The sequence below is a fragment of the Rhodococcus sp. BE178 genome (genome assembly GCF_050433545.1).
GTDB lineage: Bacteria > Actinomycetota > Actinomycetes > Mycobacteriales > Mycobacteriaceae > Prescottella.
This window is the reverse complement of sequence record NZ_JBNPXA010000002.1, coordinates 505182-531764: the sequence shown is the minus strand read 5'-3', so window position 1 is coordinate 531764 and position 26583 is coordinate 505182. Positions and strand designations below refer to the sequence as shown.

Below are 26583 nucleotides of genomic sequence, written 5' to 3'. Positions count from 1 at the left end.
CCCCAGGTCGATGAGATCCGGATGGCGGGGCGGGCGATGAATGTCGGGCCGTGAGGGGCCGCGCCGGGTAGGTTGGTGATCGATGACCGCAATATTGGCGGAACCCCTCTCCGAGGTAGTTGCCGCAGCCGAGAAGTTGCTCACTCGTCGGACCGGGGCACCGGTCCGACTCGTCGACCCCGTCGATCTCGGGGGGAGCGGCCGCACCGTCGTCCTCCGCGTCCGGGTCGCCGAGAACCCGTTCTCGCTGCCACGGACGTTGGTGATCAAGCAGGTTCGCGAGACGTCACGCAAGGCCGATCCGCGACGCATCGAGTTCGAGGGCATGGCGGACACCGCCACGGTCGACGTCGCCTTCCTCCGCGAGGCGGTCTCCTACCAGTTCGCGACCGCGCTCGCGACCGAGAGCCGTCCGGGCGCCGAACTACTGGCGTACGACTTCGAGACCCGGTTGCTCGTCCTGGGTGACCTCGGCGACTCCACTCCGTTCGCCGCGCTGCTCAAGAATGCCGATCCGGACACCGTCACGAACTCGCTGATGGCGATGGCTCAGGCGCTCGGGCGGATGCATGCTGCGACCGTCGGGCGCGAGGAGGACTTCACCGCCCTGCTGCGTCGTGCGGAGGTGGCGCACTGCGGCGATGTGGTCGCCGAGCAGGCGGCGGCCTCGCTCGAGGTTGTGCCGGGACTACTCGCCGAGCACCTCGACGTCGAGGTGTCACCGGAGGTGCTCGCGATCGCGGCACGCGCCGGCAGGCTCTTCGGTGGCGGTCGGTTCCGCGCCTTCAGCCCGTCCGATCTGTGCCCGGACAACATCATCGTCAACGACGAGGGGGTCCGGTTCCTGGACTACGAGTGGGGTGGCTTCCGGGACGCGACGCTGGACCTCGCGTACGCGCTGGTGTCGTTCCCGGCGTGCCTGTGCAGCATCGACCTGTCGTACGAGCGGGCGAGTGCGATGACCGAGGCGTGGCGGGCCGAGGTCGTCGGGATGTGGCCGGTGCTGGCGGACGACGAATTCCTCACCGAACGGGTGATCGACGCGCAGCTCGTGTGGGTGTGGCTCAGCACGTTCCTGTTCCTGCCCGAGGACTACACGCGGATCGCCGCAGTGCGGGAGCACCATCTGTCGGCGCCCCGGAACGAGGCGCTCGCGGCGCGGTGGGAGGGCCTGGCCCGATTCGCGGAGCGGTCGGGACACGACGCCGTCGCCGAGCACGCGTCGCAGGTGCTGGAGCGCCTGCGCGAACGCCTCGGCTGATCCGACTCAGTCCCGGTCGGACCCGGCGGCGCCCGCAAGCAGCAACTCGAGTGCGCGGCGCAGGTTTGCGCGCGCCGCACGTTCCATGATCGGGGCGTCGTCGCCCGGGGGAGGAACGGCCGACTCGTCCCCGCCCATCAATCTGCTGGACAGTGGGTAACGGTCGGCGAAGTCAGGGGCCGCCGCGGCCAGCGCGTCCATCCTGTCGGCCCACCACTGCTCGTCGCCCTCGCCGGTCACCGACGGTGCCCGGCGGGCGTCGACGACGGTGCGGGCGGCGGCCGCCGCGAGCGAGAACGCGGACGACGCGATCGCGGCCACGTCGGCGTGGTGGAGTCCGATCGGCAGCAGGGTTCCGAGAAGCGACTCGAACGCGTCCTGCTGGTGTGGGCCCAGCACCGGTCGGGCGTGCGCGAGGTCGAGCATCCAGGGGTGCTCGACGTACAGCTCGAGCAGATGCTCGGCCCACTCCGTCACCGATATCGGTCGGGTCGCCGCGAAGCCGGCGTAGGCCCGGTCGTACATGAGGTCGAGCAACTCGGCCTTCCCGCCAACGTACGTGTAGAGCGCCATCGCGGTGCACCCGAGGCGATCGCCGATCGCGCGCAGGGGGACGGACGCGTCGCCGCGTTCATCGGCGATGGCGGTAGCCGCCGCGACGATCGAGTCGAGCGTGAGTCCCGAGCCGGCGTCGGATCCGGCGGTGGGGGATTCCCAGAGCAGGGACAGTGTGCGGGCCGCATCCCCGCGCCCGGTGATAGGACCCATTTCCGTTCCTTACATTGTATAGTTCCTGGTCCATTGCACTATACGTCGTAAGGAGCGCTGGAGATGGGGCAACGGCACGATGAGGCGGTGCTGCACGACGGCACCCGGATTCCGGTACTCGTTCGCGGTGATCGCCGCCGACTAGGACACCGGATGGCGCACCCTGCCTCGTACCTGGAGATGCTCGCTGTCACCCGTGCGGCCCCTGCCATGGCGGCCGCGCCGTCTGCGACCCACGCATCGGTCGAGGCCGGGGACTGGGACGCCGTCGCGGTCACCAGTACCGAGGCGCAGACCAGGCAGTTCGTGACGCTGTACGAGGCACTGCGGGCATTCGACGACACCGCGTCCGGGGCGGTACCGACGGTTCCGCGGCTGTGCTTCGCCGGTGCGGCCGACGAGATCGCCTACGGGCCCGGCTGGGGTGACGTCACGGTGAAGTTGGCCGAGCCGCTGCTGAAGCGTCGCGCGGACCTCGAAGCCCGCGGTTGGGTGGTGGAGGTGATGCCCGGCCGGGATCACATGAGCGCGATGGGCGCGGACGTCGTGCTGCCGCTGCTGACCGGATGGCTGGCCGGGGTGCGGGTGGACCGCTGACCGATCTAGTCGAGTGTGGGGATCGGCACATTGAAGTAGATACCCCTGGGGGTATTGTGGGTGCCACCTGCAACCCACGCTCGAGGAGATTCATCGTGTGCTACCCCGTTACCTGTCGGACCTGCAACAAGACCACCTGGGGAGGCTGTGGCCAGCACGTCGACAGCGTCATGCGCACGGTGCCGGCCGCCGAACGGTGCAAGTGTGAGCAGCCGGCCAAGCCGGGGTTCTTCAAGTCGCTGTTCGGGCGCTGACCGCGACGCGAGCGGCGTCGCCCGCCGTCGGTGGCGGCTAGTAGCGTCGGGGCGTGACTGATTTCTTCGGCGACATCGACACCGCGGGCGACGGGGCGGGTCTGTTCGAGGCTCCCGCGGCCGAGCCTGACTCGGAGTCGCAGCCGCTGACGTCGGTGCCACGGCAGGCCGCATCGCCGAGTCCGGGGGCGCCGCTTGCGGTGCGGATGCGTCCGGCCGCGCTGTCGGAGGTGGTCGGTCAGCAGCACCTGTTGGGTCCCGGGGCGCCGCTACGGCGTCTCGTGGAGGGCTCCGGTGCATCGTCGGTACTGCTCTACGGGCCGCCGGGAACCGGCAAGACCACGCTCGCATCGCTGATCTCGGGTGCGACGGGCCGGAAATTCGAGGCGCTGTCCGCGCTGTCCGCCGGGGTCAAGGAGGTGCGCGGCGTCATCGAACTGGCCCGCCGCCGCCTCCTTCAAGGCGAGCAGACGGTGCTGTTCATCGACGAGGTCCACCGCTTCTCCAAGACCCAGCAGGACGCGCTGTTGGCGGCCGTGGAGAACCGGATCGTGCTCCTGGTTGCCGCGACCACTGAGAACCCGTCGTTCTCGGTGGTGTCGCCGCTGCTGTCGCGGTCGCTCGTGCTGCAACTCCAGTCGCTAACCGCGGACGACATCCGCAGCGTCATCGAGCGCGCCCGCGAGGACGAGCGCGGCCTCGGCGGGTCCGTCGACCTCACCGACGACGCGCTCGAGCATCTCGTCCGGCTGGCCGCAGGCGACGCGCGGCGGGCGCTGACCGCGCTCGAGGCCGCCGCCGGTACCGCGCTCGACCGCACCGACGAACGCCCCGCGGTCGTCGACCTCGAGACGGTCGAGTCCAGCGTCGACAAGGCCGCCGTCCGCTACGACCGTGACGGTGACCAGCATTACGACGTGATCAGCGCGTTCATCAAGTCGATTCGCGGCTCGGATGTCGACGCCGCGCTGCACTACCTCGCCCGGATGATCACGGCGGGGGAGGACCCGCGGTTCATCGCCCGCCGCCTCGTCGTGCACGCCAGCGAGGACATCGGCATGGCCGACCCGACCGCGCTGCAGACCGCGACCGCCGCGGCTCAGGCCGTGCAGCTGATCGGCATGCCCGAGGCGCGGCTCGCCCTCGCGCAGGCCACGATCCACCTCGCGACCGCACCCAAGTCCGGTGCCGTCATCGCCGCGCTGGGTGCCGCGATGGCCGACGTCGCGGCCGGCAAGTCGGGCCTGGTCCCGCCGCACTTGCGGGACGGCCACTACGCGGGCGCGGCGCAGCTCGGCAACGCCGTCGGATACAAGTACCCGCACGACCACCAGGACGGCGTCCTGCCTCAGCAGTACCCGCCGGACGAACTGGTCGGTGTCGACTACTACGAGCCCACCACCCACGGCGCCGAGCGGGAGATCGCCGGACGGGTGGGCAAGCTCCGCCGGATCGTGCGCGGCCGCTGAGACCTGTTGCGCCGTCGGCGAGAACGTCGTCCGGTCGCGTGGGGCTCGTCACGGTGACGCCGGGAACCAGCGGGGCATCACGTGCGCCGAATAAACGATTGGTGCGGGGGCGTTAAGCTTGCCAATGGTCGTTTCGCGTCTCGGAGGCGTTATCGGCGGCCGGACACAGTGAATTTCGACGGACATACGTTAGGACGAACACAGGTGCAGACCCACGAGATCCGTAGGCGCTTCCTCGACCATTTCGTCAAGGCGGGCCACACCGAGGTGCCCAGCGCCTCGCTGATTCTCGACGACCCGAACCTGCTGTTCGTCAACGCCGGCATGGTGCAGTTCAAGCCGTTCTTCCTGGGCCAGCAGACGCCGCCCTACGACACCGCGACCAGCGTGCAGAAGTGCGTGCGCACCGGTGACATCGAGAACGTCGGCATCACCACGCGCCACAACACGTTCTTCCAGATGGCGGGCAACTTCAGCTTCGGCGACTATTTCAAGCGCGGTGCTATCAAGCACGCGTGGGCGCTGCTGACGAACAGCACCTCGGACGGCGGCTACGGCTTCGACCCCGAGCGGCTGTGGGTGACCGTCTACCTCGACGACGACGAGGCCCGCGACATCTGGATGGAAGAGGCCGGCATCCCCGACGAGCGCATCCAGCGCCGCGGCATGGCCGACAACTACTGGTCGATGGGCATCCCCGGCCCGTGCGGACCGTGCTCGGAGATCTACTACGACCGCGGCCCCGAGTACGGCGCCGAGGGTGGCCCCGAGGCCGACGAGGACCGGTACCTCGAAATCTGGAACCTCGTGTTCATGCAGAACGAGCGCGGCGAGGGCACCGGCAAGGACAGCTTCGAGATCCTCGGCCCGCTGCCGAAGCAGAACATCGACACCGGTATGGGTGTCGAGCGCGTCGCGTTCCTGCTGCAGGGCGTCGACAACGTCTACGAGACGGACCTCGTCCGCCCCGTGATCACCAAGGCCGAGGAGCTCTCCGGCCGCACGTACGGCGCCGAGGGCCCGGACGGATCTGCTGCAGACATTCGTTTCAGAGTCATCGCCGACCACGCACGCACCGCCGTCATGCTGATCGCCGACGGCGTCAACCCCGGCAACGAGGGTCGCGGCTACGTGCTGCGTCGTCTGCTGCGCCGCATCATCCGCTCGGCGAAGCTGCTCGGCGCCGAGAAGCCGAGCATGCGCGAGTTCGTCACCGTCGTGCGCGACACGATGTCGCCGTCGTACCCGGAGCTCGCCACCGACTTCGACCGCATCGTGGGTGTCGCGGTCGGTGAGGAGACCGCGTTCCTGCGCACGATCGCGGCCGGCTCGAAGATGTTCGAGGCGGAGGCCGACCAGGTCAAGGCGGCCGGCAAGACGGTCTTCGGCGGCAACGAGGCGTTCGTCCTGCACGACACCTACGGCTTCCCGATCGACCTGACCCTCGAGATGGCGGCCGAGGCCGGCCTGAACGTGGACGAGGACGGCTTCCGCTCCCTCATGGCCGAGCAGCGCAAGCGCGCCAAGGAGGATGCGCAGGCGCGCAAGCACGCCCACGCCGACCTGTCGGTCTACAAGGAGCTCGTCGACCGCGGCCCCACCGAGTTCACCGGCTTCAACGAGCTGGTCTCCGAAGCGCACGTGCTCGCGCTCATCTCGAACGGTGTCCGGGTGCCCACCGCGACGGCCGGTCAGGACGTCGAGGTCATTCTCGACCGCAGCCCGCTGTACGCCGAGGCCGGCGGCCAGATCGCCGACATCGGCTCGATCTCGGCGGCGGGCCTGCGCGTGCAGGTGAACGACGTGCAGAAGATCGCCAAGAAGGTGTGGGTCCACAAGGTCACCGTCAAGGAGGGGCAGATCACCGAGGGCGACGTCGTCCTCGCGCAGGTCGACCCGGAGTGGCGCAAGGGCGCTACGCAGGGCCACTCCGGCACCCACATGGTGCACGCGGCACTGCGACAGGTGCTGGGCCCCAACGCCGTTCAGGCCGGCTCGCTCAACAAGCCGGGCTACCTGCGCTTCGACTTCAACTGGCAGGGCCAGCTGTCGGAGTCGCAGAAGCAGGAGATCGAGGTCGTCACCAACGAGGCCGTCGCCGCGAACCACCCGGTGAACACGTTCGTCACCGATCTCGACCGCGCGAAGCAGATGGGCGCGATGGCGCTGTTCGGCGAGAACTACGGAGACGAGGTCCGCGTCGTCGAGATCGGTGGACCGTTCTCGATGGAGCTGTGCGGCGGCACGCACGTCCAGCACTCCGCGCAGATCGGCCCGGTGACGCTCCTCGGTGAGTCGTCGGTCGGTTCCGGTGTGCGTCGCGTCGAGGCGTTCGTCGGACTCGACTCGTACCGCTACCTGGCCAAGGAGCGGGCGCTGCTCGCCGGTGTGGCGTCGTCGCTGAAGGTGCCGTCGGACGAGGTCCCGGCCCGAGTCGAGGCGCTCGTCGAGCGTCTGCGCGCGGCCGAGAAGGAACTCGAGGCCACCAAGGCCGCCGCGGTCCTGGCGTCCGCCGGAACCTTCGTCGACAAGGCCCACCGCTTCGGTGAGGTGCTGCTCGTCGCCGAGCAGGCGCCCGAGGGTGTCGCCGGTAACGACCTGCGCAGCCTCGTCACCGACGTCCGGGGCCGCTTCGGCACCCAGCCCGCGGTCGTGGTGCTGCTCGGCAGCGCCGACGGCAAGGTCCCGTTCGTCGTGGCCACCACCAAGGCGGCGCAGAACCTGGGCATCAAGGCCGGCGACCTCGTCGCGAGCTTCGGACCCCAGATCGGCGGCCGCGGCGGCGGCAAGGCCGACATGGCCCAGGGCGCCGGCTCCGACGTCTCCGGTATCCCCGCAGCACTCGAGGGTGTCCGGGGTCGGGTCGCCGAGCTGGCCGGGAACTCCTAGCGGTGCCCCCGGCCCCGTCGGGTCCCGACCGTCCCGCACAGCCGGGTCCCGACCGTCCCGCACAGCCGGGTCCCGACCGTCCCGCACAGCCGGGGCCTGATCGGCCCGGAGTCGACGATCCCGGGCGCGGCCGTCGGATCGGCATCGACGTCGGAAGCGTGCGGATCGGGGTGGCCTCGTGCGACCCCGACTGCATTCTCGCGACGCCGGTCGAGACCGTCCCCCGCTCGAAGGAGAAGGGGCCCGACGCGCCGGATATCCGGCGGATTGTCGAGCTTGTCGAGGAGTACGAGGCCGTCGAGGTTATCGTCGGTCTGCCGCAGACTCTGCGCGGGGAACGCGGGAAGGCCGCGGGCCTCGCGTCCGCGTTCGCGCAGAGGGTGCGCCGCCGCATCGATCCGATTCCGGTGCGGATGGCCGACGAGCGGCTGACGACGGTCACGGCGTCGCGTGCACTCCGCGAGAGCGGCGTCAGTGCGAAAGGACAGCGGCCGATGATCGATCAGGCCGCCGCTGTGGCGATCTTGCAGGGATGGTTGGACGAGCGGAGCAGAGCGGTGAACGTAACGGACTCGGACGGTAGCGGCCGACCCACGGAGGACGGCCTGTGAACGATCATCGGCAGCCGGGGCGTCCCGAGTTCGAGTCGGCTCCCGGCTACGACGATCACCGCTACAACGACGGGTACGAGGACGATCCCGGGCAGGGCTACTACTCGGACCTCGGTTACGACACCGCAGGCGTCTACGGCGACGACCACGACGGCTACGAGGCACAGCACGGTTACCCCACCGGTCAGGACTACGGTTACGAACCGGAGTTCGACCACTACACGTACGACGACTCCACCCGACGGGCACTGCCGACCGCGGTCGGCGCGCAACCGTTGAGCCGCGGTGAGGTCCGGCGGGAGCGTGCGGCCGCGCGGCGCAAGCGTCGGGGCCGGGTCATCGGCGTCCTCGCCGGAGCGGTGCTGCTGGGCGGCATGGGCGCCGCTGCCGTCGCCGTCTACGGCAAGCTGAGCGGCAGCGACTTCGCCGATTACGCCGGGCCCGCCGGGCCCGAGGTGGTGGTGCAGGTCCACGCGGGCGATACCGCCGACGAGATCGCGAACTCGATGGCAGACAAGGACGTGGTCGCGAGCGAGTCCGCGTTCTACCGGGCAGCGCTGCGCAACGACGCCATGAACTCCCTGCAACCGGGCTTCTATGCGGTCGCCACGAAGATCTCGGGCGCCGACGCGGTGTCCGCGCTCGTGTCGCCGTCCGCGCGCGTCGGTCAGACGGTGATCTCGGAGGGCCGTCAGCTCCACGACACCCGCGACGTGCAGACCGGTGCGATCAAGAAGGGCATCTACACGCTGATCTCGGAGGCCAGCTGTGTCGGCCCGACCGAGGCACGTAAGTGCATCAGCTACGACGACCTCAACACCGCCGGCGCGAGCTCGGATCTGGCCGCCCTGGGCGTCCCGGACTGGGCGCGTAAGCAGGTGGCGAACGTCCCGGACCGCGACCGCCAGCTCGAGGGGCTGATCGCCGCCGGCAGCTGGGACTTCGATCCCACCGAGTCGCCCGTCGCGATTCTCGAGCACCTGGTCAGTTCGAGTGCGGAGAGCTACGAGTCCACCGGTATCAAGACGGCCGGTGGCAACGTCGGCCTCGACCCGTACCAGATGCTGATCGTGGCGTCGCTCGTCGAACGCGAGGCGCTGCCCGCGGACTTCGACAAGGTCGCCCGCGTCGTGGTCAACCGGCTCGCGGTGAACCAGCCGCTGCAGTTCGACTCGACGGTGAACTACTCGCTCGACGCGACGGAGGTCGCCACGACCGACGCCGATCGCGCCCGCGTCACGCCGTGGAACACCTACGCCAGCCCGGGGTTGCCGGCCACGCCGATTTCGTCGCCGAGCATCAATGCTCTTCGCGCGGTGGAGAATCCGGCTCCCGGTGACTATCTGTACTTCGTGACGATCGACAAGAAGGGCACCACGCTGTTCACCCGGAGTTACGACGAGCACCTCGCGAACATCGGGTTGGCGCAGCAGAGTGGCATCCTCGACAGTGGAAGGTGATGGCAGTGGCCGCGCGTAAGGCCGCCGTTCTCGGCAGTCCGATCTCGCACTCGAAGTCCCCGGATCTGCACCTGGCGGCGTATCGCGCGCTCGGGCTGACGGACTGGACGTACGAGCGCATCGAATGCACCGGTGAGCAGTTGCCCGGTCTCGTCGCGGGCCTCGGCCCCGAATGGGTGGGACTGTCGGTGACGATGCCCGGCAAGGTCGCGGCCCTCGAGTTCGCGACCGAACGCACCGAGCGGGCGGTCACGATCGGCTCGGCGAACACCCTCGTCCGCATCGACGGCGGCTGGCGCGCCGACTGCACCGACGTCGACGGTGTCCGCGGCGCCCTCGTCGAGGGCGGGATCGGGGACCTCGCCGGTGCCGCGGCCGTCGTGGTCGGCGCCGGCGGAACGGCCCGCCCGGCTCTCGTCGCGCTCGCCGACATGGGCGTGGCATCGGTGACGGTCGTCGCGCGTGATGCCGACCGCGCTCGGCCCACGCTCGAGTGCGCGGAGGCGGTGGGGCTGTCCGTGCGGCACCTGATGTTCGACGACGGGCGACTGGCCGACGTCTGCACCGCGTCGGCTGCACTGGTGAGCACCGTTCCCGCGGGGGCCGCCGCGCCGTTCGCCGACGCGATCGGTCGGGCCCCGTTCGTGCTCGACGCGATCTACGATCCGTGGCCCACCCCGCTGGCGGACGCGGTCGAGCGCACCGGCGGAACCGTCGTCGGTGGTCTGGCGATGCTGCTCAACCAGGCGTACGGGCAGGTCGAGCAGTTCACCGGCATGCCCGCACCGCGAGAGGCGATGGCGGCGGCACTGCCGCGCTGAGCCCGGACCCGGTCCGCGGTTCTCCACAGCCGCACACGCATCCACAGATCTGTTCGCGGCCGCCGATTCCCGCGGCCGGGCGTCCTGGCCGCACCGCATGCTCTCGGCATGTGGTGGATCGGTGTGGTGGGCGTTGCGGCGGGTGTCGCCGCCGGGGCCGGAACCAGGCGCGTCGTGGCACGGCTCGCGCGCGAGTCGCCGGTGCCCGCCGGATGGTGCGAGGTCGCGTGTGCACTCGGGTTCGCGGCGGTCGCGGTGCGGAACGGGCTCGTGCCTACCCTCGCACCGGCGCTGCTGTTCGTGTGGTGGACGATCGCGGCCGGTGTCGTCGACCTGCGGGTGCGCCGTCTCCCCAACGTCCTGACCCTTCCGGGCGCGGTGGCGATCGTGGGCTTCGCGACCGCCACGGGGCAGTGGCGGACGGCGGTCGTCGGCGGCCTGATGCTGTCGGGACTGTACCTGCTCGTGCACCTGACGGCGCCCGCGGCCATGGGTGCGGGCGACGTCAAACTGGCGCTCGGTCTGGGCGCCGCGGCGGGCCTCGGCGGGGCCCAGACGTGGCTCGCGGCCGCCGCTCTCGCGCCAGTCCTCACCGCCGTGGTGGGCGTGTTGCGGGGGAGAGCGGACGGGATGATCGCCCACGGTCCGTCGATGTGCGCGGCGACCGCGTTGGCGATGTGGCCGGTGTGACGGGAGCGGCGGACGGCCCGCTGTCGTACCGGACGCCGTGCTCGTGGAAAGATGCTGGATGTGTTGCGCTGGATAACTGCTGGAGAGTCCCATGGTCCCGCCCTCGTTGCCATGCTCGAGGGGATGGTTGCCGGCGTCGAGGTGACGTCCGACGACATCGCGGCGCAGCTTGCGCGCCGTCGCCTCGGCTACGGCCGCGGTGCCCGCATGAAGTTCGAGGCCGACAAGGTCACGATCATCGGTGGCGTGCGGCACGGTCGCACCCTCGGCGGTCCGATCGCGGTCGAGGTGGGCAACACCGAGTGGCCCAAGTGGGAGACGATCATGTCCGCCGACCCGGTGGACGAGGCGGAGCTCGCCGGTCAGGCCCGCAACGCGCCGCTGACCCGTCCGCGCCCCGGCCACGCCGACTACTCGGGCATGCTCAAGTACGGCTTCGACGACGCCCGCCCCGTCCTCGAGCGCGCCAGCGCCCGTGAGACCGCGGCCCGCGTCGCGGCCGGAACCGTGGCCCGTCAGTTCCTGCGCCAGCTGTTCGGCGTCGAGGTCGTCTCGCACGTCATCTCGATCGGCGCCTCCGACCCCTACGTCGGCCCCGGTCCCGCCGCCGACGCGCTCGACGCCATCGATGCCAGCCCCGTGCGTGCCTGCGACAAGGCCGCGGAAGAGTCGATGATCGCCGAGATCGAGGCCGCCAAGAAGGACGGCGACACCCTCGGCGGTGTCGTCGAGGTGATCGTCCACGGTCTGCCGGTCGGCCTCGGCTCGTTCATCAGCGGCGCGGACCGGCTCGACTCCAAGCTCGCCGCCGCCCTGATGGGCATCCAGGCGATCAAGGGCGTCGAGGTCGGTGACGGCTTCGAGACCGCACGCCGCCGCGGCAGCGCCGCGCACGACGAGATGCGTCCCGGCCCCGACGGCGTCCTGCGTTCGACCAACCGCGCCGGCGGCCTCGAGGGCGGCATGACCAACGGTGAGGCGCTGCGTGTGCGCGCCGCGATGAAGCCGATCTCGACGGTCCCGCGCGCGCTGTCCACGGTCGACATGTCGACCGGCGAGGAGGCCGTGGCGATCCACCAGCGTTCGGATGTGTGCGCGGTTCCGGCCGCCGGTGTCGTGGCCGAGGCGATGGTTGCGCTCGTGGTGGCCCAGGCCGCGCTCGACAAGTTCGGTGGCGACTCCCTCGCGGAGACCCGCTCGAACTACCAGCGTTACGTCGACGGCATCGCGGCCCGTCTGTCGCGGTGATGCGATGACGCCGCGCGCCGTCCTGATCGGGCCGCCGGGCGCGGGAAAGTCGACCATCGGCCGACGTCTCGCGCAGGCACTCGATCTGGAGTTGCTCGACACCGACACCGAGATCGAGCGCGAGACCGGGCGCACCATCCCGGAGATCTTCGAGACGGATGGGGAGCCCTTCTTCCGGGAGATCGAGGAGCGGGTGGTCGGGGAGGCCCTCGAGTCGCACGACGGGATCCTGTCCCTGGGCGGCGGCGCGATCCTGTCCGAACGCACCCGTTCCCGGTTGGCGGGGCATACCGTGGTGTACCTGGAGATCAGTGTCGCCGAGGGGCTCAAGCGAACCGGAGCGAACACGGGGCGACCGCTGCTGGCCGGCGCCGACCCCAAAGCCAAGTACCACGCCCTGATGCGTCGCCGCCGCCCGCTGTACCGGCAGGTGGCGACCATTCGGGTACGCACCGACAGCCGGAGTCCCAGCCGGGTCGTCCAGCAGCTGGTGACCAAGTTGACCGACGGGGCCGCCGCAGGCGACCCGGCAAGAGACGACACAGAAGCGGAGCAGTAGAGAAGTGACCGAACCGGTACGCGTCGAGGTCGCCACGGCCGATCCCTACCCCGTGATCATCGGGCGAGGTCTGCTCGGCGAGCTCGTCGAGGAACTCGAGGGCACCCGCACGGTGGCCATCTTCCACCAGCCGCCGCTCGCGGAGACCGCGGAGGCCGTGCGCGCAGCCTTGGCGGAGAAGGGAATCGACGCCCACCGTGTCGAGATCCCCGACGCCGAGGACGGCAAGGACCTCGCGGTCGCGGGCTTCTGCTGGGAGGTGCTCGGTCGAATCGGACTGACGCGCAGCGATGCGGTCGTCAGCCTCGGCGGCGGCGCCGCGACCGACCTCGCGGGCTTCGTCGCCGCGACGTGGATGCGCGGCGTGCGGATCGTGCACGTCCCGACGACGCTTTTGGCCATGGTCGACGCCGCAGTGGGCGGCAAGACCGGGATCAACACGGAGGCCGGCAAGAACCTGGTCGGTGCGTTCCACGAGCCGTCGGCGGTCCTGATCGACCTGGCGACGCTCGAGACGGTGCCGCACAACGAGATCGTCGCGGGCATGGCGGAGGTCATCAAGACCGGATTCATCGCCGACCCGGTGATCCTCGACCTCATCGAGGCCGACCCCGCCGCCGCGCTGGACCCGACGGGCACCGTGCTGCCCGAACTGATCCGCCGCTCGGTCGAGGTCAAGGCGAAGGTGGTCGCCGCCGACCTGCGCGAGTCGAACCTGCGCGAGATCCTCAACTACGGCCACACCCTCGGCCACGCGATCGAGCGCCGCGAGCGGTACCGCTGGCGCCACGGTGCCGCCGTGTCGGTGGGACTCGTCTTCGCCGCCGAGCTCGGCCGCCTGGCCGGACGACTCGACGACGCCACCGCCGACCGGCACCGCTCGATCCTGCAGCTGGTCGGTCTTCCCACGACGTACGACGGCGACGCGTTCGGGCAGCTTCTCGAGGGTATGCAGACCGACAAGAAGAACCGCGCCGGCCTGCTCCGCTTCGTCGTGCTCGACGGACTCGCCAAGCCGGGTCGGCTCGAGGGGCCGGATCCGTCGCTGCTCGCCGCCGCCTACTCGGCTGTCGCACGCGACGAGAGCCCGAGCGGCGGGGCGGTACTGCTGTGAGGGTCCAGGTCATCAACGGACCCAACCTGGGTCGGCTCGGCAAGCGGCAGCCCGAGGTCTACGGCTCGACCACGCACGACGACCTGGTTGCACTCTGTGAGAAGGCCGCCACCGACCTCGGTATCGAGGTGGTCGTCCGGCAGAGCGACAGCGAAGGCGAACTGCTCGGCTGGATCCACGACGCGGCGGACGCCCGCGAGCCGGTGATCCTGAACGCGGGCGGGCTCACCCACACTTCGGTGGTGCTGCGCGACGCGTGCGCCGAGCTGACCGCCGGCCTGGTGGAACTGCACATCTCGAACGTCCATGCGCGGGAGCAGTTCCGTCACCACTCGTACCTGAGTTCGGTGGCGACCGGGTCGATCGTCGGCTTGGGCGTCGCCGGCTATGCGTTGGCGCTGCGGTTCCTGGCCGAGCGCGGCTGACACAGTTGCGCCTCGACGCGAGTCGGGAAGCCTGGCACGACAGAACGGGCCGGGGCGGATCATCCGCTCCGGCCCGTTCGTCTCTCAGTGCGAGTTCGTTGCGCGGTCTACGTGTCGGCCCGGTGCGCCCCACCGGGCTTGCCGTCCGGGTCGACCGGCGCGAACACCTCGGTGTCGGTGTTGTCGGCGGGCACCGCGCCTTCGCCGCTCCCGTCTCCCGCGGCGCTGTCGGTGTAGCCGTAGCCGGTCTCGGTGCCGTGCTCGTACGACCACTCGCTGCCGGCGTAGTTCTCGGCGGCGGACTCTTCGACGTCGACATCGGCGTCGTCCGCATACGCGACTGCGCCGGCGGCCCGTGCCTTCGCGGAATCGCGTCCCACGAGGAACCGGCCGAGGGCGACGCCGATCGTCGCCGGGATGAAGATCAGCAGGATGGTGAAGGCTGCGCCGGAGGTGACCTCGAAGAACAGCGAGCCGTTGGTGATCGCGATGTCGAAGATCAGTCCGAGGATCCAGGCCGCGGCGCCCGCGAGGATGCCGGCGACGGCGGCGGCCTTGAGCCACATCATCGTCAGATCCGCGGACTCGTCCGGGTCGGGATTGGCGCGACGGTCGCGGATGCCGTCGAGCGCGCCCCACAGGAACGCCGCGAGGATCACGAGGATCAACGAGAACCACCTCAGGATGCTGCCCTGCTGGGGCCACTGCGTCACCGCGGCTCCCAGGAAAGTGCGCACCACGACGTGTACCAATGCCAGACCGAGACCGCGTACGACCCACCCATTCATGTGACACAGCGTAACCAGCAGGGTTCGGCACTTGTGTCCTAACCCACACAAACGGGTCGAAGAGGCGTCGGACACGTCTGTCGCGCCGGGGGAGCAGGGTGGGCGCAGGGTAGTTGCAGGGTAGTTTCGGAGGCATGTCGATCCACCGGGTGACCGCTTCGACCGCCGCGCGCCGCGGCCGACTTCGTGCTCTCCTGCGGGAGCACAGCCTCGACGCGCTGCTGGTGACGGACCTGCTCAACATCCGCTACCTCACCGGATTCACCGGCTCGAATGCGGCGTTGCTCGTGACCGCCGCCGACGAGTCGGGTGCCGAGGACCGGACCGTCATCTGCAGCGACGGTCGATACCTGGTGCAGGTCGCCGAGCAGGTGCCGGACCTGCGGGCGGAGATCGCCCGCGCGAGCGCGCCGCGCCTGCTCGAACTCGCTGTCGCCTGGGGCGCCGGCACGCTCGGCTTCGAGAGCCACGTCGTGACGTTCGACCAGCACGCCGCTTGGGTCGAGGCGGCACCGGAGATCGGTTTCACCCGCGCCCCGCGTCTGGTGGAGCAACTCCGAACCGTCAAGGACGAGGGCGAGATCGACCTGCTGCGTCGGGCGTGCGCGGCGGCCGACGATGCCCTCGCGGCGTTGATCGAGCGCGGGGGACTGCGCCCGGGGCGGACCGAACGCGAGGTGGGTCGTGAACTCGAGTCGCTCATGTTCGACCACGGTGCCGACGGAATCTCGTTCGAGACGATCGTCGCCGCCGGCCCGAACTCGGCGATCCCGCACCATCGACCCACCGACGCAGTCCTGCGGTCCGGCGACCTCCTCAAACTGGACTTCGGTGCGCAGATCGGCGGCTACCACTCCGACATGACCCGGACGTACGTGCTGGAGAAGGTCTCGCAGTGGCAGCGGGACCTCTACGACCTGGTCCGGGAGGCGCAGGCGGCGGGTCGGGCGGCGCTCGCGCCCGGCGCCGAGGTCGGCGCGGTGGACGCGGCGGCCCGGTCGGTGATCGAGAGCGCCGGATACGGCGACCTGTTCCTGCACGGACTCGGCCACGGCGTGGGGCTGGAGATCCATGAAGCACCCGGGATCGGCAAGCTCGGCACCGGTACACTGCTTTGCGGTGCGGTGGTGACCGTCGAGCCGGGTGTGTACTTCTCCGGGCGCGGTGGCGTCAGGATCGAGGACACGCTCGTCGTTCGCGAGCAGGGGCCGGAACTCCTCACTCTCACCAGCAAGGATCTCGTAATCGTCTGAAGGAGACGCGAACTAAGTGGCAGACACCAGTGATTTCAAGAACGGGCTCGTACTGAAGATCGAGGGCCAGCTCTGGCAGATCATCGAGTTCCAGCACGTCAAGCCGGGCAAGGGCCCTGCGTTCGTCCGCACCAAGATGAAGAACGTCCTGTCGGGCAAGACCGTCGACAAGACCTTCAACGCGGGTGTCAAGGTCGAGACCGCTACGGTCGACCGCCGCGACATGACCTACCTGTACCACGACGGTAGCGACTACATCTTCATGGATGGCGACACCTACGACCAGATTCCGATCGGCGAGGCCACCGTCGGCGACGGCGCGCGCTTCCTGCTCGAGAACATGCAGGTCCAGGTCGCGACGCACGAGGATGCCCCGCTGTTCGTCGAGCTCCCGGTCACGGTCGAGCTCGAGGTCAAGCACACCGATCCGGGCCTGCAGGGTGACCGTTCGACCGGTGGCACCAAGCCCGCCACCCTCGAGACCGGCGCCGAGATCCAGGTCCCGCTGTTCATCAACACCGGCGACAAGCTCAAGGTCGATTCGCGTGACGGCAACTACCTCGGGCGCGTGAATTCCTGAGTGTCGGGTACGCATAAGAAACTCGGAGCACGTCACAAGGCCCGCAAGCGGGCCGTCGATTTCCTGTTCGAGGCCGAGGCGCGTGACGTCGACCCGGTCGATCTCGCGGAGGAGCGGGCGCAGCTCGCGACCCGCGACGATTCCGTTGCCCCGGTGGCCCCGTACACGGTGACCGTGGTGCAGGGTGTCGCGGAGAACCTCGACCGGCTCGATCAGGTGATCGAGTCGCATCTGCAGGACTGGACGCTCGAGCGTCTGCCTGCGGTCGACCGGGCGATCCTGCGGATCGCCGTGTGGGAGCTGTTCCACGCGACGGACGTCCCGCCCGTCGTCGCCGTCGACGAAGCTGTCGAACTCGCCAAGGAGCTGTCCACCGACGACTCGCCCAGCTTCGTGAACGGAGTGCTGGGTCAGGTCGTGCTGGTGGCCCCGCAGGTCCGGGCCGCGGCCGCGGCGACCTCGCAGCGCGCGAAGGCGGACACCGCCGACGACGCTGACACCCCCGCCGGCCCTGCCGGCGGTGAAGATTCCGAGTCCTGAAGTGGACAAGCTGCCGCCCATCCCGATTTCGGGGTGGGCGGCAGCGCGTTCGGCACACTTCGAGGACTCGGCCTACCCGGAATCTGGCGCGGTGGTCGCCGCTGATAGGCTGACCGGCGTCAGACATCCTTTAACGATCCGTCCAGAGAGGCGGAGAAGGAGGTCGCTCTATGCGTATGCCCGAAGGGCCCTCATCCGGTCTTCCCCCCGCGAACGCGCGCGAACTGCTGTCCCCGGCCGACGTCGGCAGGACCATCGCCCGCATCGCGCATCAGATCATCGAGAAGACCGCGCTCGACGCCACGGATGGTTCCGCACCTCGCGTCGTCCTGATCGGGATTCCCACCCGAGGCACCACGCTTGCCGCACGCCTCGCCGACAAGATCGAGGAGTTCGCGGGTGTCCGCCCGCCGGTCGGCTCCCTCGACATCACGCTCTACCGCGACGATCTGCGGACCAAGCCGCACCGCCCGCTCGAGCGGACCTCGGTTCCGGAAGGCGGTGTCGACAACGCGCTCGTCGTGCTCGTCGACGACGTCCTGTTCTCCGGCCGGACGGTCCGATCCGCGCTCGATGCGCTGCGTGACCTCGGCCGCCCGCGTGCGGTCCAGTTGGCGGTCCTGGTCGACCGCGGACATCGTGAGCTGCCGTTGCGCGCCGACTACGTAGGCAAGAACGTGCCCACCGCACGCACCGAGGATGTTGCCGTGCTCCTTGCCGAGCACGACGGCCGTGACGGTGTGGTGCTGTCGAGCGGGCACGCAGAGGAGAACGAGAAGTGAAGCACCTGCTCTCCATCGCGGATCTGAACCGGGATTCCGCGACCGAGCTACTCGACGAGGCCGAACGGTTCGAGCAGGCGCTGCTCGGGCGTGAGGTCAAGAAGCTCCCGACGCTGCGCGGGCGGACCGTGATGACGGTGTTCTTCGAGAACTCCACCCGCACGCGGGTGTCGTTCGAGGTGGCCGGCAAGTGGATGAGCGCCGACGTGATCAACGTCAGCGCGTCCAGCTCGTCGGTGTCGAAGGGCGAGTCGCTGCGCGACACGGCGATGACGCTGCGCGCGGCCGGTGCCGACGCGCTGATCGTCCGGCACCCGGCTTCCGGTGCGGCGCATCAGATCGCGGCGTGGACCGGTGCCGCCGAGGACGGCGGTCCGTCGATCATCAATGCCGGTGACGGCACCCACGAGCATCCGACGCAGGCCCTGCTCGATGCGCTGACGCTGCGTCAGCGGCTCGGCGGCATCGAGGGACGGCGGATCGCGATCGTCGGCGACATCCTGCACAGCCGGGTGGCGCGGTCGAACGCGTTACTGCTGTCGATGCTCGGTGCCGAGGTGGTCCTGGTGGCGCCGCGCACGCTGCTGCCGGCCGGGGTCGAGACGTGGCCGGTGCGGGTGTCGCACTCGATCGACGCCGAACTGCCCGGACTCGACGCGGTCCTGATGCTGCGGGTGCAGGCCGAGCGGATGAACGGCGGGTTCTTCCCGTCGCCGCGCGAGTACTCGATCACCTACGGCCTCAACGAGAAGCGCCTGGGCCTGCTCGCCGACAACGCGGTGGTGCTGCACCCCGGTCCGATGCTGCGCGGCATGGAGATCGCGTCGTCGGTCGCGGATTCGCCGAAAACGGCTGTGCTGCAGCAGGTCACAAATGGTGTCCACGTCCGGATGGCAGTTCTGTTCCGGCTGTTGGTGGGAACGGAAGAGGTCGCGTGAGCGACCTGAACACAACGAGTAACGACAAGACGAGAAACGAGAAGGTGGCGCCGCAGATGTCCGCGAGCGGGAACGTGTTGATCAAGAACGTTCTGGTGTACGGCGAGGGCGATCCGACCGACCTGCTGCTGGGCGACGGCCAGATCCTCGAAATCGGTGCCGGACTGAATGCCGGCGACGACACCGAGGTGATCGACGGGCAGGGGCAGATCCTGCTGCCCGGCTTCGTCGACATGCACACGCACCTGCGTGAACCGGGCCGCGAGGACACCGAGACCATCGACTCCGGTTCGGCGGCGGCGGCCCTCGGCGGTTACACCGCGGTGTTCGCGATGGCGAACACCAGCCCGGTGGCCGACTCCGCCGTCATTACCGACCACGTGTGGCGACGCGGCCAGGAGGTCGGGCTCGTCGACGTGCACCCGGTCGGTGCGGTCACGGTCGGCCTCGAAGGCAAGCAGCTCGCCGAGATGGCAACGATGGCGGCCGGTGTCGGCCGGGTGAAGCTGTTCTCCGACGACGGCCACTGCGTCGCGGACCCGCTGATCATGCGCCGCGCGCTGGAGTACTCCGCGTCGCTCGGCGTCCTGATTGCGCAGCACGCGGAAGAGCCGCGCCTGACCGAGGGTGCAGTCGCACACGAGGGCCCCACCGCGGCCCGACTCGGACTGACCGGTTGGCCGCGCGCCGCCGAGGAGTCGATCGTCGCCCGCGACGCGCTCCTGGCCCGTGACGCCGGCGCCCGCGTGCACATCTGCCACGCGTCGACCGCCGGCTCCGTCGAGCTCGTGAAGTGGGCGCGCGGTCAGGGCATCTCCATCACCGCCGAGGTCACCCCGCACCACCTTCTGCTCGACGACTCGCGCCTCGAGACGTACGACGCGGTCAACAAGGTCAACCCGCCGCTGCGCGAGGCCTCCGATGTCGCGGCGCTGCGCCGTGGGCTGGCCGAGGGGATCATCGACTGCGTGGCCACCGATCACGCGCCGCACGCCGAACAGGACAAGTGCTGCGAGTTCTCGCAGGCCCGCCCCGGCATGCTCGGGCTCGAGACGGCACTGTCGATCGTCGTGGACACGATGGTCCGTCCGGGCCTGCTGGACTGGCGCGGCGTGGCCCGCGTGATGAGCGAGCGGCCCGCCGAGATCGTCGGACTCGACGACCAGGGTCGCCCGATCGAGGTGGGCGAGCCGGCCAATCTGGTGCTCGTCGACCCCGACACCGAGTGGACGGTGCACGGCCCGGAGTTGGCCAGCGTCGCGAACAACACGCCGTACGAGTCGATGACGCTGCCCGCGAGGGTGACGGCCACGGTGCTGCGCGGCCGCGTCACCGCACGTGACGGCAAGGTCCGGCCACTGGGAGAGGTGTACTGATGGAGCGCATTCTGTGGGTGGTCGGCTGCATCGCGGTCTGGGCGCTGGCGATCTTCCTGATGTACCGCGGCTGGAAGGGTCGGGCCAGGCGCCAGGCCGACCGGATCGGTGAGCTGCCGCAGGTTCCCGCGGACCTCGGCAAGCAGTTGATCGCCCCGAGCACCGGCCTGTACGTGGGCAGCACGATCGCCCCGAGCTGGCAGGACCGCATCGCGGTCGGCGACATCGGCTTCCGTGCGACCGGTGCGCTCAGCCGCTGGACGGGCGGCATCCTGCTCGAGCGGGACGGCGCGTCGGCGATCTGGATTCCCGAGGGATCGATCCGGGCGATCCGCACCGAGCGCGGCCTTGCCGGAAAAGTGATGACGAAGGACGGAGTCCTGGTGATCCGGTGGGAGTTGCCCACCGGCACCGAGATCGACACGGGATTCCGCGGAGACGACAAGACGGTGTACCCCGAGTGGGTGCGCGACACAGACAGTGATGACACAGCGAATGCGGCGGGCTCTGGTGAGGTCGAGCAGAACGGAGAAGACGCATGAGCGGCTTTGACAGCAATACGGCGGTCCTGGTTCTCGAGGACGGCCGTGTCTTCCGGGGAACGACGTTCGGTGCCGTGGGGCAGACCCTCGGCGAGGCGGTCTTCAGCACCGGCATGACGGGCTATCAGGAGACCCTTACCGATCCCAGCTACCACCGTCAGATCGTGGTGTCGACGGCACCGCAGATCGGCAACACCGGCTGGAACGACGAGGACAACGAGTCCGTCGGCCCCACCGGTAAGTCGTCGGAGTCGAAGATCTGGGTCGCGGGCTACGTCGTGCGCGACCCCTCGCGCCGCACCTCCAGCTGGCGGGCGACCGGGTCGCTGCAGGACGAGCTCGAGCGCCAGGGCGTCGTCGGCATCGCCGGCATCGACACCCGCGCCCTGGTTCGGCACCTGCGCACCCGCGGTTCGATGCGCGCCGGCGTCTTCTCGGGCGACGCGCTCGCCGACGTGGATGTCCTGCTGGATCGGGTGAAGAGCCAGCCGACGATGCTCGGCGCCGACCTGGCCGGCGAGGTGTCGACCCCGGACGGCTACATCGTCGAGCCGGCCGGCGGCGAGGCCCGCTACACCGTCGCGGCGATCGACCTCGGCATCAAGACCAACACGCCGCGCATGTTCGCCGAGCGCGGCATGCGCGTGCACGTGCTGCCGTCCACCGCGACGCTGCACGACATCCTGGACATCAAGGCCGACGGCGTCTTCCTGTCCAACGGCCCGGGCGACCCGGCCACCGCGGACGGTGCCGTGCACCTCACCAAGGAGATCCTGGGCCAGGGGCTGCCGCTGTTCGGCATCTGCTTCGGCAACCAGATCCTGGGCCGCGCGCTGGGACTGAACACCTACAAGATGAAGTTCGGCCACCGCGGCATCAACATCCCGGTCGTCGAGCACGAGACCGGACGCATCGCGATCACCGCGCAGAACCACGGCTTCGCGCTCGAGGGTGAAGCAGGCCAGGAGTTCGACACCCCGTTCGGCCGCGCGGTCGTGAGCCACACATGCGCCAACGACGGCGCCGTCGAGGGCGTCCGCCTGCTCGACGATTCCGCGTTCTCGGTGCAGTACCACCCCGAGGCCGCGGCCGGCCCGCACGACGCCGCGTACCTGTTCGACCGTTTCGCCAACCTGCTCGAGGGAGTCAAGAAGTAATGCCACGTCGTACAGATCTCGAGCACATCCTGGTGATCGGCTCCGGGCCGATCGTCATCGGACAGGCCTGCGAGTTCGACTACTCGGGCACCCAGGCCTGCCGGGTTCTCCGCGAGGAGGGCCTGCGCGTCTCCCTGGTGAACTCCAACCCGGCCACGATCATGACCGACCCCGAGTTCGCCGACTCCACTTACGTCGAGCCGATCACGGCCGAGTTCGTCGAGAGGGTCATCGCCCGGGAGGCGGAGAAGGGCCACAAGATCGACGCCGTGCTGGCGACGCTCGGTGGCCAGACCGCGCTCAACACCGCCGTGGCGCTGCACGACCAGGGCATCCTGGAGAAGTACGACGTCGAGCTGATCGGTGCCGACTTCGACGCCATCCAGCGCGGCGAGGATCGCCAGAAGTTCAAGGACATCGTCGAGAAGGTCGGCGGCGAGTCCGCGCGCTCGCGTGTCTGCTACACGATGGACGAGGTCAAGGCCACGGTCGCCGAGCTCGGTTACCCCGTCGTCGTGCGGCCGTCGTTCACGATGGGCGGCCTGGGCTCCGGCATGGCGTACGACGAGGCGGATCTCGAGCGCATCGCCGGCGGCGGCCTGGCCGCGTCGCCCACCGCGAACGTCCTGATCGAGGAGTCCATCCTCGGTTGGAAGGAGTACGAGCTCGAGCTGATGCGCGACGGTCGCGACAACGTCGTGATCATCTGCTCCATCGAGAACGTCGACCCGGTCGGTGTCCACACCGGCGACTCGGTGACGGTGGCCCCGGCCATGACGCTCACCGACCGCGAGTACCAGAAGATGCGCGACCTCTCGATCGACATCCTGCGCGAGGTCGGCGTCGACACCGGCGGCTGCAACATCCAGTTCGCGATGGATCCGACCGACGGTCGCCTCGTCGTCATCGAGATGAACCCGCGCGTGTCCCGCTCGTCGGCGCTGGCGTCGAAGGCGACCGGCTACCCGATCGCGAAGATGGCCGCGAAGCTGGCCATCGGCTACACGCTCGACGAGATCGTCAACGACATCACCGGCGAGACCCCGGCCTGCTTCGAGCCGACCCTCGACTATGTCGTCGTCAAGGCGCCGCGGTTCGCGTTCGAGAAGTTCCCGGGCGCCGACGGCACGCTGACCACCACGATGAAGTCCGTCGGTGAGGCCATGTCCATCGGCCGCAACTTCACCGAGGCGTTCGGCAAGGTCATGCGCTCGCTCGAGACCAAGCGCGCCGGCTACTGGACGGGCCCCGAGGTGGAGGCGACGGACTTGGAGTCGCTGCTCGAGGAGCTGAAGGTTCCGCACGACGGCCGCATGTACGGCATCGAGAAGGCGTTCGCGCTGGGCGCCACGATCGAGCAGCTGTTCGACGCGACCGCGATCGACCCGTGGTTCCTGGATCAGATGCAGCAGATCCACGAGCTGGGCGAGCAGATCCGCGCTGCGGAGAAGTTCGACGAGCGGCTGCTGCGTCAGGCCAAGTACCACGGCCTGTCGGATCGGCAGATCGCGGCACTGCGCCCCGAGTTCGGTGAGGGCCAGGCCGCGGAGGACGCGGTCCGCGCGCTGCGCGACGAGCTGAAGGTGCGCCCGGTCTACAAGACCGTCGACACCTGCGCCGCCGAGTTCGAGGCCAAGACGCCGTACCACTACTCGACGTACGAGCTCGATCCCGAGGCGGAGACCGAGGTCGCGCCGCAGACCGAGCGTCCCAAGGTGCTGATCCTGGGCTCGGGCCCGAACCGCATCGGTCAGGGCATCGAGTTCGACTACTCGTGTGTGCACGCCGCGCAGACGCTGTCCGAGGCCGGCTACGAGACCGTCATGGTCAACTGCAACCCGGAGACCGTCTCGACGGACTACGACACCGCCGACCGCCTGTACTTCGAGCCGCTCACGTTCGAGGACGTGCTCGAGGTCTACCGCGCCGAGTCGGAGTCCGGCACCGTCGCGGGCGTCATCGTCCAGCTCGGCGGCCAGACCCCGCTGGGCCTGGCGAAGCGCCTCAAGGAGGCCGGTGTGCCGATCGTGGGTACCAGCCCCGAGGCCATCGACCTGGCGGAGGACCGCGGCGAGTTCGGTCGCGTGCTGACCGAGGCCGGCCTGCCGGCTCCGAAGTTCGGCACCGCCACCACGTTCGAGGGTGCGCGCGATATCGCGTCCGGCATCGGCTACCCGGTGCTGGTGCGTCCGTCGTACGTCCTCGGCGGCCGCGGCATGGAGATCGTGTACGACGAGAAGGCGCTCGAGAGCTACATCTCCCGCGCCACCGAGATCTCCGACGACCGGCCGGTGCTGGTCGACCGCTTCCTGGAGGACGCGGTGGAGATCGACGTCGACGCCCTGTGCGACGGCACCGAGGTATACCTCGGCGGCGTCATGGAGCACATCGAGGAGGCCGGTATCCACTCCGGTGACTCGGCGTGCGCGCTGCCCCCGATCACCCTCGGCCGCGCCGACCTGGAGAACGTCCGTCGTTCCACCGAGGCGCTCGCGAAGGGCATCGGCGTCAAGGGCCTGCTCAACGTGCAGTACGCGCTCAAGGACGACATCCTGTACGTCCTCGAGGCCAACCCGCGCGCGTCGCGGACCGTGCCGTTCGTCTCCAAGGCCACCGCGGTGCAGCTGGCGAAGGCGTGTGCCCGGGTGATGCTCGGCGAGTCGATCGCCGAACTGCGCACCCAGGGACTGCTGCCCGCCGAGGGCGACGGTGGAACGGTCTCGATGGACGCACCGGTCGCCGTCAAGGAAGCGGTGCTGCCGTTCAACCGGTTCCGTCGCGCCGACGGCACCGGCGTCGACACGCTGCTGAGCCCCGAGATGAAGTCCACCGGCGAGGTCATGGGCATCGACGCGGACTTCGGTACCGCGTTCGCCAAGAGCCAGACCGCCGCGTACGGCTCGCTGCCCACCAGCGGCTCGGTGTTCGTCTCGGTCGCCAACAAGGACAAGCGTTCGCTGATCTTCCCGGTCAAGCGTCTCGCCGACCTCGGCTTCCGGATCCTCGCGACCGAGGGCACCGCCGACGTCCTGCGCCGCAACGGCATCACGTGCGAGCAGGTCCACAAGCAGTCCGGCGAGGACCTGCCCGAGGGTGCGCAGACCATCGTCGAGCAGATCAAGGCCGGCGACGTCGACATGGTGATCAACACCCCGTACGGCAACTCCGGCCCGCGCGTCGACGGCTACGAGATCCGCAGCGCCGCGGTGTCGAAGAACATCCCGTGCATCACCACCGTGCAGGGTGCGTCCGCAGCCGTGCAGGGCATCGAGGCCGCCATCCGCGGCGACATCGGCGTCCAGTCGCTGCAGGAGCTGCACTCGCGTCTGCGGGACTCGCAGCAGTGACGTCGGAGCAGACGTCGGGCACGTCCTTCGGGGCGCGGGTCCACGCGGCACTGGGCCATCACGGCCCGCTGTGCGTCGGCGTGGACCCGCACCCCGAGCTGCTGGAGGCCTGGGGCCTGCAGCAGACCGTCGAGGGCCTCGAGCAGTTCAGTGAGATCTGCGTCGAGGCGTTCGTCGGCCGGGTCGCCCTCGTCAAGCCTCAGGTCGCGTTCTTCGAGGCGTACGGCTCCGGTGGCTTCGCGGTCCTCGAACGCACCATCACGGTCCTGCGGGAGGCCGGCACGCTCGTCCTGGCCGACGCCAAGCGTGGCGACATCGGCTCCACGATGAGCGCGTACGCCCAGGCGTGGCTGGGGGAGGGCTCGCCGCTCGCGTCCGACGCCGTGACGGTGTCGCCGTACCTGGGCTTCGGGTCGCTCGATCCCGTGCTCGAGCTCGCCGAGCGCAACGACGGTGGACTGTTCGTGCTGGCGGCGACGTCCAATCCGGAGGGCGCGCAGGTGCAGCTCTCGACCGCCGTGGACGGCCGCAAGGTCAGTCAGGTGATGGTCGACGAAGCCGCCGCCCGCAATGCCGGCGCGGACGTCCTGGGCTCGGTCGGTGTCGTCGTGGGCGCCACGCTCACGCAGGCCCCCGACCTGAGCGGCCTGCACGGGCCGATCCTGATGCCCGGTGTGGGCCATCAGGGCGGCACCGCCGACGACGTCCGGCGGCTGGCGGGCGACAGCCTGCGTGCCGTGGTGCCGAGCGTGTCGCGCGAGGTGCTGCGGGCGGGGCCGTCGGTGTCGGCGATCCAGGAGGCCGTGGCGCGTTCCGTCGACGCGTTCGCGTTCCTGCAGGACTAGGCGCCGGCGCGCGTCGTGCAATCTCCCGGCAAGGCCGGGTTCGGGCTCGGCCCGAACCCGGCCTTCGTCGTCGTGACGGCCGGCTCGGGCCACCCGGCGATTGCACGACACGCGCTGACGCACGGAAGTTTTCGTAATCTTTTCCAAATTTTTCCGACCTGGCGCCTCCCACCGGACGAACTGTGGGACATGCCACGTCGCGGGGCCGGTCCGGCGGCGCTTCCGATCGGGATAAATGTCCGTCGACCTGCGAAAACAGGGAGACTTCG

Annotated in this window: 25 protein-coding genes; 23 read left to right on the top strand and 2 right to left on the bottom strand. The window is 69.6% G+C overall.

Annotated elements, in window-relative coordinates; all coding sequences use genetic code 11:
- Positions 1-82 precede the first annotated feature (82 nt).
- Positions 83-1261, top strand: a complete 1179-nt coding sequence (locus J2X34_RS06495; RefSeq protein ID WP_114722655.1) for a kinase — start codon at positions 83-85, stop codon at positions 1259-1261.
- A 6-nt stretch (positions 1262-1267) separates the two neighbouring features.
- Here the strand turns inward: J2X34_RS06495 and J2X34_RS06490 are convergent, their stop codons facing one another.
- Entirely contained in the window at positions 1268-2029 is a 762-nt protein-coding gene (locus J2X34_RS06490) for a TetR/AcrR family transcriptional regulator (RefSeq protein WP_114722656.1), read from the bottom strand.
- Between the two features lie 63 nt (positions 2030-2092).
- Here J2X34_RS06490 and J2X34_RS06485 point away from each other — a divergent pair, with 63 nt between their 5' ends.
- The 12 genes from J2X34_RS06485 to aroQ all read left to right on the top strand — a co-directional run bounded on the left by J2X34_RS06485 (position 2093) and on the right by aroQ (position 14166).
- The gene (locus tag J2X34_RS06485) at positions 2093-2626 is read left to right on the top strand and encodes a hypothetical protein (RefSeq protein ID WP_429516389.1); all 534 of its coding nucleotides are present in this window, start codon (positions 2093-2095) and stop codon (positions 2624-2626) included.
- Positions 2627-2721: 95 nt separating this feature from the next.
- Positions 2722-2880 carry a hypothetical protein gene (locus J2X34_RS06480; RefSeq protein WP_181818826.1) on the top strand — a complete coding sequence of 53 codons (159 nt, stop codon included), beginning with the start codon at positions 2722-2724 and terminating at the stop codon, positions 2878-2880.
- 53 nt (positions 2881-2933) lie between these two features.
- Complete coding sequence (locus tag J2X34_RS06475; protein ID WP_114722658.1) at positions 2934-4349, top strand: replication-associated recombination protein A; 1416 nt, start codon at positions 2934-2936, stop codon at positions 4347-4349.
- Between the two features lie 204 nt (positions 4350-4553).
- Entirely contained in the window at positions 4554-7238 is a 2685-nt protein-coding gene (gene alaS / locus J2X34_RS06470) for an alanine--tRNA ligase (RefSeq protein WP_429516388.1), read from the top strand.
- Between the two features lie 137 nt (positions 7239-7375).
- Complete coding sequence (gene ruvX, locus J2X34_RS06465; protein WP_254622984.1) at positions 7376-7849, top strand: Holliday junction resolvase RuvX; 474 nt, start codon at positions 7376-7378, stop codon at positions 7847-7849.
- Complete coding sequence (gene mltG / locus J2X34_RS06460; protein WP_429516387.1) at positions 7846-9309, top strand: endolytic transglycosylase MltG; 1464 nt, start codon at positions 7846-7848, stop codon at positions 9307-9309. The genes ruvX and mltG overlap by 4 nt, the downstream gene beginning before the upstream one ends.
- On the top strand, positions 9309-10130 hold the full coding sequence (locus J2X34_RS06455; RefSeq protein WP_429516386.1) for a shikimate dehydrogenase: 822 nt from the start codon (positions 9309-9311) through the stop codon (positions 10128-10130). The genes mltG and J2X34_RS06455 overlap by 1 nt, the downstream gene beginning before the upstream one ends.
- A gap of 108 nt (positions 10131-10238) precedes the next feature.
- Complete coding sequence (locus J2X34_RS06450; protein ID WP_174909923.1) at positions 10239-10820, top strand: prepilin peptidase; 582 nt, start codon at positions 10239-10241, stop codon at positions 10818-10820.
- Between the two features lie 60 nt (positions 10821-10880).
- Positions 10881-12068 carry a chorismate synthase gene (gene aroC / locus J2X34_RS06445; RefSeq protein ID WP_114722750.1) on the top strand — a complete coding sequence of 396 codons (1188 nt, stop codon included), beginning with the start codon at positions 10881-10883 and terminating at the stop codon, positions 12066-12068.
- A 4-nt stretch (positions 12069-12072) separates the two neighbouring features.
- Positions 12073-12627, top strand: coding sequence for a shikimate kinase (locus J2X34_RS06440; protein WP_114722664.1), 555 nt, complete (start codon positions 12073-12075; stop codon positions 12625-12627).
- Positions 12628-12631: 4 nt separating this feature from the next.
- Positions 12632-13741, top strand: a complete 1110-nt coding sequence (gene aroB / locus J2X34_RS06435; protein ID WP_114722665.1) for a 3-dehydroquinate synthase — start codon at positions 12632-12634, stop codon at positions 13739-13741.
- The gene (gene aroQ / locus J2X34_RS06430) at positions 13738-14166 is read left to right on the top strand and encodes a type II 3-dehydroquinate dehydratase (RefSeq protein WP_114722666.1); all 429 of its coding nucleotides are present in this window, start codon (positions 13738-13740) and stop codon (positions 14164-14166) included. Before aroB ends, aroQ begins: the two co-directional genes overlap by 4 nt.
- Positions 14167-14273: 107 nt before the next feature.
- On the opposite strand, the gene J2X34_RS06425 is transcribed toward aroQ, so the two are convergent.
- Positions 14274-14954, bottom strand: coding sequence for a B-4DMT family transporter (locus J2X34_RS06425; RefSeq protein ID WP_114722667.1), 681 nt, complete (start codon positions 14952-14954; stop codon positions 14274-14276).
- A 134-nt stretch (positions 14955-15088) separates the two neighbouring features.
- Here J2X34_RS06425 and J2X34_RS06420 point away from each other — a divergent pair, with 134 nt between their 5' ends.
- The 10 genes from J2X34_RS06420 (at position 15089) to pyrF (ending at position 26314) form a co-directional block, all read left to right on the top strand.
- The gene (locus J2X34_RS06420) at positions 15089-16207 is read left to right on the top strand and encodes a M24 family metallopeptidase (RefSeq protein WP_429516385.1); all 1119 of its coding nucleotides are present in this window, start codon (positions 15089-15091) and stop codon (positions 16205-16207) included.
- Positions 16208-16223: 16 nt separating this feature from the next.
- Positions 16224-16787, top strand: a complete 564-nt coding sequence (gene efp / locus J2X34_RS06415; protein ID WP_114722669.1) for an elongation factor P — start codon at positions 16224-16226, stop codon at positions 16785-16787.
- The gene (nusB, locus tag J2X34_RS06410; RefSeq protein WP_114722670.1) at positions 16788-17327 is read left to right on the top strand and encodes a transcription antitermination factor NusB; all 540 of its coding nucleotides are present in this window, start codon (positions 16788-16790) and stop codon (positions 17325-17327) included. It abuts the gene before it with no gap.
- Between the two features lie 170 nt (positions 17328-17497).
- Entirely contained in the window at positions 17498-18109 is a 612-nt protein-coding gene (gene pyrR / locus J2X34_RS06405) for a bifunctional pyr operon transcriptional regulator/uracil phosphoribosyltransferase PyrR (RefSeq protein WP_114722671.1), read from the top strand.
- Positions 18106-19047: an aspartate carbamoyltransferase catalytic subunit gene (locus J2X34_RS06400; RefSeq protein WP_429516384.1), complete on the top strand. Its 942-nt coding sequence runs from the start codon at positions 18106-18108 to the stop codon at positions 19045-19047. Before pyrR ends, J2X34_RS06400 begins: the two co-directional genes overlap by 4 nt.
- A 56-nt stretch (positions 19048-19103) precedes the next feature.
- On the top strand, positions 19104-20423 hold the full coding sequence (locus J2X34_RS06395; protein WP_114722751.1) for a dihydroorotase: 1320 nt from the start codon (positions 19104-19106) through the stop codon (positions 20421-20423).
- The gene (locus tag J2X34_RS06390) at positions 20423-20965 is read left to right on the top strand and encodes a transporter (RefSeq protein WP_114722673.1); all 543 of its coding nucleotides are present in this window, start codon (positions 20423-20425) and stop codon (positions 20963-20965) included. The genes J2X34_RS06395 and J2X34_RS06390 overlap by 1 nt, the downstream gene beginning before the upstream one ends.
- Entirely contained in the window at positions 20962-22122 is a 1161-nt protein-coding gene (carA, locus tag J2X34_RS06385) for a glutamine-hydrolyzing carbamoyl-phosphate synthase small subunit (protein WP_114722674.1), read from the top strand. Before J2X34_RS06390 ends, carA begins: the two co-directional genes overlap by 4 nt.
- On the top strand, positions 22122-25469 hold the full coding sequence (carB, locus tag J2X34_RS06380) for a carbamoyl-phosphate synthase large subunit (RefSeq protein WP_114722675.1): 3348 nt from the start codon (positions 22122-22124) through the stop codon (positions 25467-25469). Before carA ends, carB begins: the two co-directional genes overlap by 1 nt.
- Complete coding sequence (pyrF, locus tag J2X34_RS06375; RefSeq protein WP_114722676.1) at positions 25466-26314, top strand: orotidine-5'-phosphate decarboxylase; 849 nt, start codon at positions 25466-25468, stop codon at positions 26312-26314. Before carB ends, pyrF begins: the two co-directional genes overlap by 4 nt.
- Positions 26315-26583 lie beyond the last annotated feature (269 nt).

Excerpts from the sequence above, each read along its gene's own strand:
- J2X34_RS06450 (WP_174909923.1), top strand. The coding sequence starts at position 10,239 with ATGTGGTGGATCGGTGTGGTGGGCGTTGCGGCGGGTGTCGCCGCCGGG.
- J2X34_RS06425 (WP_114722667.1), bottom strand. The coding sequence starts at position 14,954 with ATGAATGGGTGGGTCGTACGCGGTCTCGGTCTGGCATTGGTACACGTC.
- J2X34_RS06420 (WP_429516385.1), top strand. The coding sequence starts at position 15,089 with ATGTCGATCCACCGGGTGACCGCTTCGACCGCCGCGCGCCGCGGCCGA.
- pyrR (WP_114722671.1), top strand. The coding sequence starts at position 17,498 with ATGCGTATGCCCGAAGGGCCCTCATCCGGTCTTCCCCCCGCGAACGCG.
- J2X34_RS06490 (WP_114722656.1), bottom strand. The coding sequence starts at position 2,029 with ATGGGTCCTATCACCGGGCGCGGGGATGCGGCCCGCACACTGTCCCTG.
- J2X34_RS06440 (WP_114722664.1), top strand. The coding sequence starts at position 12,073 with ATGACGCCGCGCGCCGTCCTGATCGGGCCGCCGGGCGCGGGAAAGTCG.
- J2X34_RS06395 (WP_114722751.1), top strand. The coding sequence starts at position 19,104 with ATGTCCGCGAGCGGGAACGTGTTGATCAAGAACGTTCTGGTGTACGGC.
- J2X34_RS06455 (WP_429516386.1), top strand. The coding sequence starts at position 9,309 with ATGGCAGTGGCCGCGCGTAAGGCCGCCGTTCTCGGCAGTCCGATCTCG.
- J2X34_RS06495 (WP_114722655.1), top strand. The coding sequence starts at position 83 with ATGACCGCAATATTGGCGGAACCCCTCTCCGAGGTAGTTGCCGCAGCC.
- J2X34_RS06485 (WP_429516389.1), top strand. The coding sequence starts at position 2,093 with ATGGGGCAACGGCACGATGAGGCGGTGCTGCACGACGGCACCCGGATT.
- J2X34_RS06390 (WP_114722673.1), top strand. The coding sequence starts at position 20,423 with ATGGAGCGCATTCTGTGGGTGGTCGGCTGCATCGCGGTCTGGGCGCTG.
- carB (WP_114722675.1), top strand. The coding sequence starts at position 22,122 with ATGCCACGTCGTACAGATCTCGAGCACATCCTGGTGATCGGCTCCGGG.
- carA (WP_114722674.1), top strand. The coding sequence starts at position 20,962 with ATGAGCGGCTTTGACAGCAATACGGCGGTCCTGGTTCTCGAGGACGGC.